Here is a 12,736-nt window from a genome sequence, read left to right on the forward strand (position 1 = left end):
AACGGAGAAGTATTATGAGCTATGCGATTGTAGGATTCGGTAAGATAGGCCGGGCCCTCGCCCACGCCTTCGCCCGTAAAAACATCGAGGTGGCCGTCGCGAGCCGCCGTCCGCCCGAGGCGTTGGCGGCACAGACCCGGGCGATCGGACCCACGGTCGTCGCCAAGTCGCTGCGGGATGCACTCGAGGCCGACACAATCATCCTGGCGGTCCCGTTCGGGGAGCATCGCAAGGTCGCGAAGGCCCTGCCGAGCTGGGAAGGCAAGACAATCATCGACGCGATGAACGCGTTCCCTGTCCCTGAAGAGCTGGGCAGTCTCCCCTCCTCCGCCTTCGTCGCGAAGGCGTTCACCGGCGCCAAGCTCGTCAAAGGGTTCAATCACCTGATTGCGGCCACCCTGGCTGCCGATCCGATCGTCGAGGGCGGGCACCGGGTCGTCTTTCTGTCTGCTGACGACGAGGACGCGATCGCTCCCGTGGCGGCCTTGGCCAAACAACTCGGGTTCGCACCCGTCAAGCTGGGAAAGCTCAACGAGGGTGGCGCGCTGGTGCACGCACGCGGCCGCACTTGGGGCCAGCTCATCTTCCAGGACCTGTTCAAGAAGGAACAGTGATCGATGTATGACCACGTGATTTGGCCCGAGCGATATGATCCGAAAACGTCGGCTATCTACGCACTCAACGACATTGACGTGAAGGCGCCGCCTGAAGTGGTCTGGAAGCTGCTGGTCGATGCCGAGAATTGGTCGAGCTACTTTCCCGCCGAGGATCAGGTCAAGATCCTGGGCGGCAAGCCGGAACTGGCGCTTGAAACCAGATACACCCGGGTGACGGTTGGCTTTCCGATGAGTCTGGTCGTGACGGAGTGCGAACCCTTCCGCAGGCTGGCATGGTCGACAACAGTCGATGGCGACGTTACCGGATCGAGCGCGTACCACGGCTGGGTCATCACTCCTACAGCCGATGGCTGCCATGTGCTGACCGAAGAAACGCAGCAGGGCCCTTGGTTCCTTGAGGAACTCGGGCGCAAGCATCCCGGTGCACTCTACCGTTATCACCAGGAATGGGTCGAAAGCCTTGCCCGCGCAGCGGAGGCGGAAGTCGCGAACAAGGCGGATTGACGTGCTTGTCCTGAGCCGTCGCCGCGTCGCCTGGGCCGCGACGCTTCGACCGAACAAAGCTGGGCCCGCCTTCGTCCAAATGCTGGGCCCGCCTTCGTCCAAATATTGTCGGTATTCAACTGCGACGGGCGATTCTAGCCTGGATCGGCGGATGATCACCACCTACCATTGGAGATGAATGATATGAATATTGAACTCAAGGGCCGCAAGGCGATTGTCACCGGATCGACCGCAGGTATCGGCCGCGCGACGGCGGAGGGGCTGGCCCGTGCCGGCGCATCGGTCGTCGTCAACGGCCGTGGGAATACCCGGGTCGACGAGGCGGTGCGGCTGATGCGGCAGGCCTTTCCCGGAAGCGACATCTCAGGCATCGCCGCCGATCTTGCGACAGCGGAGGGTGCCGAGGCCTTGATCGCGCAGGCGCCGGACGCCGACATCCTTGTGAACAACGTTGGTACGGCTCACATCCGGAGCTACAATGGCGTCGAGGACATCGCGAAAATCCCCGACGAGGACTGGCTCGGCCTCTTCCAGTTGAACGTGATGAGTGGCGTACGCGTGACCCGTCATTACCTGCCGCGGATGGTGGCGAAAGGCTGGGGCCGTGTCGTGTTTGTAAGTAGCGAGTCCGCGGTCAACATCCCCAAGGAAATGCTCGACTACGGCATGACCAAGACAGCTCAACTCGCGATCTCGCGCGGGCTTGCCGAGGCGGTCGCGGGCACGGGCGTCACTGTCAACGCCGTCTTGCCGGGTCCTACCCGCTCCGAGATCCTGGGCGACTTCATGGCGAAGCAAGCTGACGCAAACGGGATCACGCAGCAGGAAGCCGAGCAGGGCTTCCTGAAGGCAATGCGTCCAACCACCCTTATCCAACGCTTCTCGACCACCGACGAGGTGGCCAACATGATCATCTATGCATGCTCGGAGCAGGCTTCGGCGACAACCGGCGCGGCTTTACGGGTGGATGGCGGCGTGGTCCGTTTCGTCGCGTAGGCGATGAGGGGCGGTGCTCATGGCGTTTTCCTCAGAGCCGGAGCCAGCCACCGTCGACGACCAGCGTCTGGCCGGTGACGAAACGGGCGTCGTCGCTGGTGAGGAAGGCGACCGGCCCGGCGATATCGGCGGGCGTGCCCAACCTCTTGATCGCCTGCTGCATATAGACCTGCGCCTTCTGCTCGTTCGGCATCCCGCTCGCGCCCTCGGTATCGGTGATGCCGGGGTGGACGGCGTTGACGATGATGTTGTCGGCCGCGAGTTCGCTGGCGAGCGCTCGAACCAGGCCAATGACGCCCATCTTGGACGTGATGTAGTGGGAGAAGCCGAAGCCGGGCGGCGTCACCATGCCGACTGCGTTTGAGCCGATCGCAACGATAGCGCCTCCGCCCGACTTCCGCATGAGCGGCACGATCGCGCGTGCACCCATCAGGTGTGCGTCGAGATTGAGCGCCATGACTGCACGCCAGGCCTCAGGCGTCATCTGCTCAAGCGTCGCCATCGGATATGCCCCGGCGGCGTGGACGAGGATGTCAGCACGGCCGAAGGCGGTCTCCACCGTGCTTGCGACCTTGGCCCAGTCGCTTTCGCTCGTGACGTCCGCCGCGATCGCGATCGCACTATTGCCGATCGCTTCAGCCACATCGGCGGCGTCCTTGCGATTGACGATGGCAACTTTGGCGCCCCGCCTGGCAAGCAGATCCGCCACGCCTCGACCGATGCCCTGCCTGCCGCCGGTGACGATCGCCACCTTTCCTTCATGAGTGCTCATTCTTATGCTCCTTGTTGTGTTTGAGAGGTGGCCAGCGCGCGAAGCCGCGGCTCGCCGATTTCCGACAGCATGTCGCTGTGACGGGGGGACCAGCCGAGCGCCGCCCGGGTGGCCGCATCGCGCACACGGCTCGAGACGCTCATGACCAGGGCACCGAATTCACCCCAGATTTCGGCCGCCTCGGTCATGGTGACGCTGCGGCTCGGAACACCCAGATCACGCGCGACGGCTTCGGCGATCCACCGGTTGGGGATTTCTCCTGCGACCGCATGGTAGAGCGCGCCCGGTCTGCCCGATTGCATTGCTCTGGCAAACAGGTCCGCGATATCGTCGACATGAACATTGCCGTAGGTCGCCAGGCCGTCGCCCACGTAGCAGGCGGCTCCGGTGACGGAGACCGACTGGTAGACCATCGAGACATGTCCGTGATCGCCCGGCCCCCAGATGAGCGGCGGGCGCAAGACCATCGCCCGCACGCCTTTCTGGGCGGCGGCGCGCACACGTTGTTCCGTCTCGACGCGCGCGATAGCGAGCGGCTCAGGCACGAACGCATCGTCTTCGGCAAAGCTGTCAGCACTCCAGGCACCGCTGGTTCGCTGACAGAGGACGCCTGACCCGGATAAGAACAGAAAGATCTTTTCGCTGTCGGCCAACGTTCCCAGCAGGCTGGCGACCGCTTGCTGCTCGGCAGGCGGAGCGATCTGGGCAGCGTAGATGACCGCGTCCGCTGTGCGGGTTTTCGCCAAGATCGACGGGAGATCGGCTTCAATGTCGCCGCGGACCGGAGCGATACCCGCCTCACTCAGTTGCGCGGCCTTGGTGTCGCTGCGCGCCAGCCCGCTGACGCGATGCCCGCTCTCAACAAAGCGGCGGGCAATGGCACCACCGACGAAGCCAGTGGCTCCTAAGACAAGAACATGGGTCAAGCTCGCGGTCTCCTTTGGTGAAGAAATATGAGCTACCGCCCCCTCGAAGAAGCCTATATAAGTAGATGACATCCATCGTTTTGACAGATACATGCTCGACGGCGTCTCTCTCGACCATCTGCGAACCTTCGTCGCTGCTGCCGACCAAGGCAGCTTCTCGGCGGCCGGACGTCTGTTAGGGCGGGCGCAGTCGGTGGTCAGCCAATCGATAGCCAATTTAGAGGCACAGCTGGGGGTACCGCTGTTCGAGCGTCTCGGCCGTTTCCCGCAATTGACGCCGCACGGCACCAACCTGCTCGGCGACGCGCGGCGGCTGGTGAACGACGCTGAGGCGCTGAAGGCCAAGGCGCGGAACTTCTCCGCCGGACTTGAACCCGAGTTATCCATCGTCGTCGACGTGATGTTCCCGCAACGCTGCCTCACCGATGCCCTTGCCGGTTTCAAACAGCGGTTCAGGTCGACACCGCTTCGGCTGCATGTCGAGGCGCTCGGTGCCGTTGCGCAGATGGTGCTCGACGGCCGGTGCGGTCTCGGCATCACCGGGACGCTTCCATTCGCGCCACCAGGAGTGGCGGCCGAACGCTTGTTCAGCGAAAAAATGGTGACGGTCGTCGCGCCGGGTTCGCCGTTGGCGATGGCCGAAGGGCCGGTCACACTTCGAGAGGTGCTGACCGAAACTCAACTCGTGCTGACCGACCGCTCTTCCATGACCGATGGGATCGATTACGGCGTGCAAGGCAAAAACATCTGGCGCATGGCCGATCTCGGCGCCAAGCACGCCTTTCTTCGCGCCGGGCTGGGTTGGGGGCACATGCCCCATTGGCTGGTGGCTGACGACCTCGCGAGTGGTCGACTCGTGAGCATCGAGTTGGAAGGTCCCGCCGCAGGCTTGATGCCCTTCCAGGCAGTCTATCCGGCGGATCAATTGCCAGGCCCCGCTGGCCGATGGCTGCTTGGACGGTTCTCCAATACGTTTTAAATGGCGACCCGACCGCGAGGGCTTGAACAGCAGGCATCAAAGGATGCTTCCGAGCGGTGCAGGAAGAGTTGCCGCTATGGGTGGCACCGGCCGGGTTCGGCGTGGCGGCATTGCCGGACTTCCTGATCGAACCCTACATCGCAGAGGACACAGTCGAGAAAGTTCTCGGCGCTGCCTTCGCGCCATTGTTCCCCATCTCTTTCTCCACACGACGAACTGCACCGCGCATCAGAAAATCGAAATTGCCCCTGCCGTCCCGAGCCGCGATGGTCTTTGCGGAAACAGCCGGCTTAGGGCTGTGGAGGAAACGTCGTCGCGGCAAAGCCCCTGGGGCAAGGCCACTTTGGCACGCTGCTGGTTCAAACCGGCAGCGAGGGAGGAAGTGACTTGGCTGGTTCGGGCAAAACCGACACCGCGCGCTTGGGCATCAAAATGTCCCAGGAACTCGTCGTCGGCGCGATCTCGGTCGTTCTCTTCCTGGTGTTCTCGGCGACGCTCAACAATTTCCTGAGCCAGGGCAACATCCTTTGCCATTCTCAAGAATGTCTCGATCCTCGGCACGCTGGCCGTCGGCATGGGATTCATCGTCGTCGGGCGTGGCATCGACCTGACCATGGTGGCGGTGGATGGTGGTCGGCGTCGCCTTCAGCATTTGGATCTCCACCTGGGGTGTCGACTTCACACTGGCCGTCATCTGCGGCGCCATCCTGGTCGCGGCCATCGGCCTGTTCACCGGCGTCATGGTGGCGGTGGCCGAAATCCCGCCTATCTTCGCCACCCTTGCCATCGCATCCTCGGTCTACGGCTCTGGCCGCATCGTCTTTGCGTCCGACGTGCTCTATGCCCCCTCCGATATCGGCTGGCTGAAATTCGTCGGCAACGGCACCATTTTCGGCATCCCGATGTCGGTGGTCATCTTCGCGGCGGTGACCGCTCTCATGGGCTTCTTCCTGCGGAGGACCCGCTTCGGCCGGCTGGTCTATGCCACTGGCGACAACCCGAACGCGGCCCGCACCACCGGGCTGCCGACGCGCCCGATCATCACCGCCCGAGGCTATGTGCATCATAGCTTCTCGGAGCAGTTCATGAACCTGATCCGCACCAATCTGCGCGAGTTGGCGCACTGACGATTCAGCGCCGATAGCTAATCCGTCTGGATCCAGATCGCCTTTGTCTCCAGATACTCATGCAGATGCTCGACGCCGCCCTCGCGGCCATAGCCCGACATCTTCATGCCGCCGAACGGCACCGCAGGGTCGATGGCATGGTACATGTTGACCCAGACCGAGCCGGCCTTGACGCGGCGGGCGAGCTTGTGCGCGGTGCCGAGATGGGTGGTGAAGATGCCGGCGGCCAGGCCGTAAGGCGTTGCGTTGGCGCGCCTGACGGCCTCATCCAGCGTGTCGAAAGGCATCGCCGAGATGACCGGGCCGAAAATCTCTTCGCGTGCGATGGTCATCTTGTCCGATACCGAACCGAAGACGGTTGGCGCGATGAAGTTGCCGCCGTCATAGAGTTCGCCCGTCAACCGCGAGCCGCCGGCGACCAGCTTGGCGCCCTCGTCGCTGCCGGCCTTGATGTAACCCTCGACCTTGCCGGCCTGCCTGGCGTTGATCAGCGGCCCGATCTCCGTCTCTGCCTCGATGCCGTGGCCGACGCGCAGCCTGCCGGCGAATTCGGCGACCCGGCGCACGAACTCGTCATGGATCTCGCGCGCCACGAATAGCCGCGAGCCGGCAATGCAGATCTGACCCGAATGAACGAACACCGCCATGGCCGCGACCGGGACGGCCTTGTCGATATCGGCGTCGCGGCAGACGATGATCGGCGATTTGCCGCCGAGCTCCAGCGAAACGCGCTTGAGGTTGGCGACACCGGCGCAGGCGATCGCTTGGCCGGTCAGCGTCGAGCCGGTGAAGACGATCTTGTTGACATCGGGATGTTCGGCGAGCCGCGCGCCGGCCTCGGCTCCCGTGCCGGTGACGATGTTGACGACGCCGTCGGGCACGCCTGCTTCCTGCATCAGCCGCGCGATCAGCAGTGGCGTCAGCGACGCATCCTCCGACGGTTTCAGCACGATGGTGCAGCCGGTGGCGAGCGCTGGTGCGATCTTCCAGATCGACGCGGCGGTCGGAGCGTTCCAGGGAATGATCGCGCCGACGACGCCCACCGGTTCTCGCCGGGTGAAAGTGACGATCTCGCCGGGAATGGAATTGTCGATCGCCTCGCCATGTAGCGCGGTGGCCATGCCGGCATAGTAGCGTAGCATGCCGATGACGCGACGCCGGTTGGCGAGCGTGCGCGTGATCGGCAGTCCCATGTCGAGCGTGTCGGAAACACTGAGCTCTTCCCAATGCGCCTCGAAGAGATCGGCGATGCGCAAAAGCACGCACTGCCGCTCATAGGGCGAGAATGTCGACCACGGCCCTTCGAACGCCACGCGCGCGGCAGCCACAGCCGCGCCGACATCGGCGGCCGAGCCGCGCGGCACCGTCGCCAGCACCTCGCCGGTCGCCGGATTCAGCGCCTGCATCTCCTCACCGGACTGCGCCGCCACCCACTTGCCGCCAATGAACATCGGCCGGAATTCGCCATGGTAGAGCGTCGCGGCCTTCGCCCTCGGGTCGAAGTTCAGCGTCATCTTTTCCTCCTCGCAATTCGGACGCGACTATTACTCCCGGCGCGGGCGAGCTCAAACAAGGAAAGCTAAAAGGGCGTTCAGATAATCGGAATGTGCAACGCGCGTGTCTTCCCCGATGGTTCGGGCAACGGAGGAACAGATATGAGACTTGCCGGGAAGGTCGCCATCGTCACCGGTGGCGGGTCTGGATTTGGCGAAGGCATCGTCAAGAAATTCGTGCTCGGCCTTCGGCGGTCTCGACATACTGGTCAACAATACCGGCGTGGCGCAGCCGCCCTTGCCGCTTGAGACGATGGACGAAGAGATGTTCGACCGGATCGCCAACGTCAACATGCGCTCGATCTACAACGGCGCTCGTGCGGTGGTCCCGCATTCAAATCCATCAAAGCAATCGAGCTAGCTCCCCGTGCCTTTCTTCGCGCCGGAAGCGGTCTTGAATGTCAGGGTACATTTGTGGGTGCCTTTTCGACCATCATCGCCGCGCGATGATGGCTATGACGCCGCGACTGCGGCCGTGAGCATTTCCGACAACCCCAAAACTCGCATTGACGGGCCTCCGGCCAGGTTTCGCAATGTGGGTAGCCGCCCAAGCGAAGTTTGCTCCCGATCAATGAACGCGATTCGTTCTGTTGATAGGCTTCCTCGATGGGGCAGCCATTGGATGGCAATGGCAGGCAAGAGATCTGTCCTTCTGCTCCTTTCGACGAATTGACTAAGTGCCGATCGAACCGCAGACCGGATCAGACCGGGAGGAAATTCATCAGGGTTGGAGGATAAGTATGGGAGCAGATCTATCCGGTCATCATGCCGACCGCATCCAGGCGGCGATTGCGTCGGACGCGGCGGCGAAGTCCGCCCTGGTTGCCTCCTGGCGACGGTCTTCCAATTTGCATCGGCTCGAACCAGCCGATTGCAGCCCTCCACATTATCTGACGGAGGCCGAACTGGCGCAGGCCCGGCAACGGATCGAACCTCTCCTTCGTGCTGCCCAAGCCAGTCTCGACCGTCTCTATCTCGCGGTAGGCGGCGTCGGATGCTGTGTCCTGCTCGCCGATCGCGACGGCGTGCCGGTCGAACGGCGCGGCGCGCCTGTCGATGATGAGACGTTTCATTCCTGGGGTTTGTGGACTGGCTCCGTCTGGAATGAGGAAAGCCAGGGCACCAATGGGATCGGCACCTGCCTGGTCGAACGCCGGGCGTTGACGATCCACCGTGACCAGCATTTCCACACGCGCAACACCCTGCTCAGCTGCACCACAGCCCCGATCCACGACCATGAGGGAAACCTCGTGGCGGCGCTTGACGTGTCCTCCTGCCGGGCCGATCTGACCGAAGCGTTTGTCAATCTCATCTCGATGGCTGTCGTCGACGCGGCGCGCCGGATCGAAAGCGAAAACTTCAAGATGGCATTCCCGAAGGCACGAATTCTGCTTGCGCCGGTGACCGACAAGGGTTCGGGCGCGCTGATCGCCATCGACGCGGACGATCTCGTGGTCGGTGCTACCCGTTCGGCCCGCCTGGCGCTTGGCATTACACAGCAGTGTCTCGACAAACCAATGCCCGCCGCCGATCTGCTCGGCTGGGCTGAGATTGGCCCTAAGATTCTTGCAGAGGCAGAGCGCGGGGCCCTCCAGCGTGCGCTCGCGCGGGCTGACGGAAATGTCTCGGCCGCGGCGCAGGCGCTTGGTATCAGCCGCGCGACGCTTCACCGCAAACTCAACCGCCTGGATGTTCATCGGCCTCACTGAAACGCCGAGATCCCGTGACTGTCGCAATTCTGCGACACATCCTGCCCAGCCGCGGCAACCGGTGCGGTGACAACCAAAGGCGGAAACCGCAAGTCTCTCCCGAAGCGTCGCATCCCGCGACGCCAGCTTTGGGAGGAAGACACATGAACAAGGTTGAATTCTCACGCCCGGTCAAGGCGCCCTTCGACAAGCGCTATGGCAATTTCATCGGTGGCAAATGGGCCGAGCCCCGCTCCGGCCGTTATTTCGAGAACTTCTCGCCGGTGAATGGCCAACTGCTGTGCGAAGTAGCGCGCTCGGACGGCCAGGACATCGAGGCGGCCCTGGACGCCGCGCATGCCGCCAAGGACGCCTGGGCGCGCACCAGCGTCGCCGAGCGCTCCCTCATCCTCAACCGCATCGCCGATCGAATGGAGGAAAACCTCGATCTCCTCGCATGCGCCGAGACCTGGGACAACGGCAAGCCGATCCGCGAAACGACCGCGGCCGACCTGCCTTTGGCCATCGACCATTTCCGCTATTTCGCCGGCGCGGTGCGTGGCCAGGAAGGCAGCCTCTCCCAGATCGACGACGACACCGTCGCCTATCATTTCCATGAGCCGCTCGGCGTGGTCGGCCAGATCATCCCGTGGAACTTCCCGTTGCTGATGGCATGCTGGAAACTTGCTCCCGCGCTTGCCGCCGGCAATTGCGTCGTCCTGAAACCTGCCGAGCAGACCCCGGCTGCCATCCTGCTCTGGGCCGATCTCATCGGCGACCTCTTGCCGCCGGGCGTGCTCAACATCGTCAACGGCTTTGGCCTCGAGGCCGGCAAGCCGCTGGCTTCGTCGCCGCGGATTGCCAAGATCGCCTTTACCGGCGAGACGACGACGGGCCGGCTGATCATGCAGTATGCCAGCCAGAACCTGATCCCGGTGACGCTCGAGCTCGGCGGCAAGTCACCGAACATTTTCTTCAAGGATGTCGTCGCCGAAGACGACGATTTCTTCGACAAGGCGGTCGAAGGCTTCGTCATGTTCGCGCTGAACCAGGGCGAGGTGTGCACCTGCCCGAGCCGCGCGCTCATCCAGGAATCGATCTACGACAGGTTCATGGAACGCGCCCTCAAGCGCGTCGAGGCGATCGTGCAGGGCGATCCGCTCGATCCGGCAACGATGATCGGGGCCCAGGCTTCGTCCGAGCAGATGGAAAAGATCCTGTCCTATATCGATGTCGGCCGCCAGGAAGGAGCCGAGTTGCTGACGGGCGGGCAGCGCAATCTTCTGCCCGGCGACCTGGCCGGCGGCTACTACGTCCAACCCACGGTGTTCAAGGGCCACAACAAGATGCGCATCTTCCAGGAGGAGATTTTTGGGCCGGTGGTTTCGGTCACGACTTTCAAGGACGACGACGAAGCGCTCAGCATAGCCAACGATACGCTCTACGGCCTCGGTGCCGGCGTCTGGACACGCGATGCCAACCGCGCCTATCGCTTCGGCCGCGCGATCCAGGCTGGCCGCGTCTGGACCAACTGCTATCATGCCTATCCCGCACATGCGGCCTTCGGCGGCTACAAGCAGTCCGGCATCGGCCGAGAGACCCACAAGATGATGCTCGACCACTACCAGCAGACCAAGAACATGCTGGTCAGCTACAGCCCGAAGAAGCTCGGCTTCTTCTGATCGCCTCTTTGGCTCAAAGGCGCGGCTCCGCAGGGGGCCGCGCCCCAGGCTGGAAATCGAGAATCCATGCATGCCAAGGTCACGGCAACGCCGGCAGCGCTTGAACTGATCGCGGAGATCGTCGCCGAGCACGGTCCGGTGCTGTTCCATCAATCCGGCGGCTGCTGCGACGGCTCTTCGCCAATGTGCTATCCGCTGGACGGATTCATCGTCGGCGACCACGATGTCCTGCTCGGCCATATCGGTGACGCGCCGTTCTACATCGGCGCCTCGCAATTCGAGGCCTGGAAGCATACCGATCTCATTATCGACGTGGTGCCAGGCCGCGGCGGCATGTTCTCGCTGGATAATGGAAGGGAGAAGCGTTTCCTGACGCGGTCGACGATCTGCGCTGTTCAGACCGGGATATAGGCATTTCACATGACTTGCCGGCCCGGGAGCATTCCTGACGCAGCCGATGTTCAGACCGCCACGGAATGCCTCGCCTTGCCGGTTTCGAAATATTTGTCGAACTTCGCCGCGACGCTTCTGACAAAGGGGCGGCTTTCGACCGGCACGACGAAGCGGTCACCGTGAAGTTCAAGCATCCGGGCAGGATCAAGAAGAGCGGTGGAACTCGCTTTGCCGAGAAGCCTTTGGCCAGTCTCGCCAAAGCGCTCAATCAGGTCGATCGCTGAAAAGCCGGAATCGCACATCAGCCGCTCGATGATCCAACCGCGAGCGCGGTCGTCGTCGGAAAAAGCAATTCCGCGGACCGAAGCCAACCCACCGTCATCCACCATGCGGCCATACTCGGCGGTCGAAGGCATGTTCTGTACATAGCCTTGCCGGAATTGGCTGATGGATGACGGGCCGAGGCCGATCAAGGTTTCGCAGCGATCCTCGGTGTAGCCCTGAAAGTTGCGACGCAACATCCCCGAATGCGCGGCAAGCGCCAGCGCATCGCCCGGTTTGGCGAAATGGTCGAGCCCGATTGCTTCGTATCCTTGGTCGAGTATGGCGCGAGCTGCCAGTTGCGATTGGGCAAACCGCTCCTCCGCGCCTGGCAACCAGGCCTCGTCGATCATGGTCTGATGTTTCTTGAACCATGGCACATGAGCATAGCCAAAAAGGGCGATCCGGTCGGGCTCGAGCGTCAGCGCCTGCATGACAGTGGACAAGACGCTCCCCCTGGTCTGGTGCGGCAAGCCGTAGAGCAGGTCCAGGTTGACCGACTCGACGCCGCGTGACCGAACGCCGTCGACGACTGTCTTGGTCTGCAAGAAGGTCTGTTCGCGATTGATGGCCTTCTGCACCTTCGGATCGAAATCCTGGACCCCGAGGCTGGCCCTCGTCATGCCGATTTCGGCAAGCGCGTCGAGGCGGGCTTCGTCCATATCGTTGGGTTCGATTTCGACGCTGATCTTGGCGCCGGGAAGAAATGAGAAGCTGTTGCGCAGAACGGCTGCCAGCGCCACCATGTCCTGCGGTTTGAGCATCGTCGGTGAGCCGCCACCGAAATGGACGGCACGTACCCGGCCCTTGCCTCCGGCGAGACTTGAGACGGTGGCGATCTCCGCATGCAGCGATCTCAGATATTTCGTGACCGGTTCGTAGTGGCGTGTCTGCTTGGTGTGGCACGCACAGAACCAGCAAAGCTTGTCGCAATAGGGGATGTGCAGATAGAGCGAGATCTCGTCGCCCTCATTGAGCGCCTGCAGCCAGCCACGACAGACGGCGGCATCGACGCCCGGATGAAAATGCGGCGCCGTTGGGTAACTCGTGTAACGCGGCACGTTCTCACCAAGCCTGGCAACTAATTCTGGCCGCATGTCGCTATCAACTCCGGAATGTTTCGCGCGATATTGTTCAAGGTGGGCAACAGCCGCCTTGATTTCGGTCAATGCCCATCG

Annotated in this window: 14 protein-coding genes; 9 read left to right on the forward strand and 5 right to left on the reverse strand. The window is 62.8% G+C overall.

Going from position 1 to position 12,736, the window contains the following annotated elements:
• Nucleotides 1-14 precede the first annotated feature (14 nt).
• The 3 genes from AC0NIH_RS28830 to AC0NIH_RS28840 all read left to right on the forward strand — a co-directional run bounded on the left by AC0NIH_RS28830 (nucleotide 15) and on the right by AC0NIH_RS28840 (nucleotide 2,117).
• Nucleotides 15-614 (forward strand): NADPH-dependent F420 reductase, encoded by a 600-nt coding sequence (locus AC0NIH_RS28830; RefSeq protein WP_473463961.1) that lies wholly within the window; start codon nucleotides 15-17, stop codon nucleotides 612-614.
• Between the two features lie 3 nt (nucleotides 615-617).
• Nucleotides 618-1,121 carry an SRPBCC domain-containing protein gene (locus tag AC0NIH_RS28835; RefSeq protein WP_224685928.1) on the forward strand — a complete coding sequence of 168 codons (504 nt, stop codon included), beginning with the start codon at nucleotides 618-620 and terminating at the stop codon, nucleotides 1,119-1,121.
• 183 nt (nucleotides 1,122-1,304) lie between these two features.
• Complete coding sequence (locus tag AC0NIH_RS28840; RefSeq protein WP_473463957.1) at nucleotides 1,305-2,117, forward strand: SDR family NAD(P)-dependent oxidoreductase; 813 nt, start codon at nucleotides 1,305-1,307, stop codon at nucleotides 2,115-2,117.
• A 31-nt stretch (nucleotides 2,118-2,148) separates the two neighbouring features.
• On the opposite strand, the gene AC0NIH_RS28845 is transcribed toward AC0NIH_RS28840, so the two are convergent.
• Nucleotides 2,149-2,868, reverse strand: coding sequence for an SDR family NAD(P)-dependent oxidoreductase (locus AC0NIH_RS28845; RefSeq protein WP_473463955.1), 720 nt, complete (start codon nucleotides 2,866-2,868; stop codon nucleotides 2,149-2,151).
• Between the two features lie 23 nt (nucleotides 2,869-2,891).
• The gene (locus AC0NIH_RS28850) at nucleotides 2,892-3,815 is read right to left on the reverse strand and encodes an NAD-dependent epimerase/dehydratase family protein (protein WP_473463953.1); all 924 of its coding nucleotides are present in this window, start codon (nucleotides 3,813-3,815) and stop codon (nucleotides 2,892-2,894) included.
• Nucleotides 3,816-3,906: 91 nt separating this feature from the next.
• Here AC0NIH_RS28850 and AC0NIH_RS28855 point away from each other — a divergent pair, with 91 nt between their 5' ends.
• Nucleotides 3,907-4,794 carry a LysR family transcriptional regulator gene (locus AC0NIH_RS28855; RefSeq protein ID WP_473463950.1) on the forward strand — a complete coding sequence of 296 codons (888 nt, stop codon included), beginning with the start codon at nucleotides 3,907-3,909 and terminating at the stop codon, nucleotides 4,792-4,794.
• Nucleotides 4,795-5,022: 228 nt separating this feature from the next.
• Here AC0NIH_RS28855 and AC0NIH_RS28860 read toward each other — a convergent pair whose 3' ends face one another.
• Nucleotides 5,023-5,370 carry a hypothetical protein gene (locus tag AC0NIH_RS28860; protein WP_473463948.1) on the reverse strand — a complete coding sequence of 116 codons (348 nt, stop codon included), beginning with the start codon at nucleotides 5,368-5,370 and terminating at the stop codon, nucleotides 5,023-5,025.
• Between the two features lie 50 nt (nucleotides 5,371-5,420).
• Between AC0NIH_RS28860 and AC0NIH_RS28865 the strand changes: the two genes are divergently transcribed.
• Nucleotides 5,421-5,921: an ABC transporter permease gene (locus AC0NIH_RS28865; RefSeq protein ID WP_473463946.1), complete on the forward strand. Its 501-nt coding sequence runs from the start codon at nucleotides 5,421-5,423 to the stop codon at nucleotides 5,919-5,921.
• A gap of 17 nt (nucleotides 5,922-5,938) precedes the next feature.
• Here the strand turns inward: AC0NIH_RS28865 and AC0NIH_RS28870 are convergent, their stop codons facing one another.
• Nucleotides 5,939-7,435, reverse strand: coding sequence for an aldehyde dehydrogenase family protein (locus AC0NIH_RS28870; protein ID WP_473463944.1), 1,497 nt, complete (start codon nucleotides 7,433-7,435; stop codon nucleotides 5,939-5,941).
• Nucleotides 7,436-7,697: 262 nt separating this feature from the next.
• Here AC0NIH_RS28870 and AC0NIH_RS28875 point away from each other — a divergent pair, with 262 nt between their 5' ends.
• The 4 genes from AC0NIH_RS28875 (at nucleotide 7,698) to AC0NIH_RS28890 (ending at nucleotide 11,255) form a co-directional block, all read left to right on the forward strand.
• Nucleotides 7,698-7,835 (forward strand): hypothetical protein, encoded by a 138-nt coding sequence (locus tag AC0NIH_RS28875; protein ID WP_352710408.1) that lies wholly within the window; start codon nucleotides 7,698-7,700, stop codon nucleotides 7,833-7,835.
• Between the two features lie 379 nt (nucleotides 7,836-8,214).
• Entirely contained in the window at nucleotides 8,215-9,183 is a 969-nt protein-coding gene (locus tag AC0NIH_RS28880; protein ID WP_473464379.1) for a GAF domain-containing protein, read from the forward strand.
• A 143-nt stretch (nucleotides 9,184-9,326) separates the two neighbouring features.
• On the forward strand, nucleotides 9,327-10,844 hold the full coding sequence (gene adh / locus AC0NIH_RS28885) for an aldehyde dehydrogenase (protein WP_473463942.1): 1,518 nt from the start codon (nucleotides 9,327-9,329) through the stop codon (nucleotides 10,842-10,844).
• A 66-nt stretch (nucleotides 10,845-10,910) separates the two neighbouring features.
• Nucleotides 10,911-11,255, forward strand: coding sequence for a DUF779 domain-containing protein (locus AC0NIH_RS28890; RefSeq protein ID WP_013897062.1), 345 nt, complete (start codon nucleotides 10,911-10,913; stop codon nucleotides 11,253-11,255).
• Between the two features lie 50 nt (nucleotides 11,256-11,305).
• Here the strand turns inward: AC0NIH_RS28890 and hemN are convergent, their stop codons facing one another.
• Complete coding sequence (gene hemN, locus AC0NIH_RS28895; protein WP_473463939.1) at nucleotides 11,306-12,655, reverse strand: oxygen-independent coproporphyrinogen III oxidase; 1,350 nt, start codon at nucleotides 12,653-12,655, stop codon at nucleotides 11,306-11,308.
• Nucleotides 12,656-12,736 lie beyond the last annotated feature (81 nt).

Source organism: Mesorhizobium sp. WSM1386 (genome assembly GCF_055901595.1).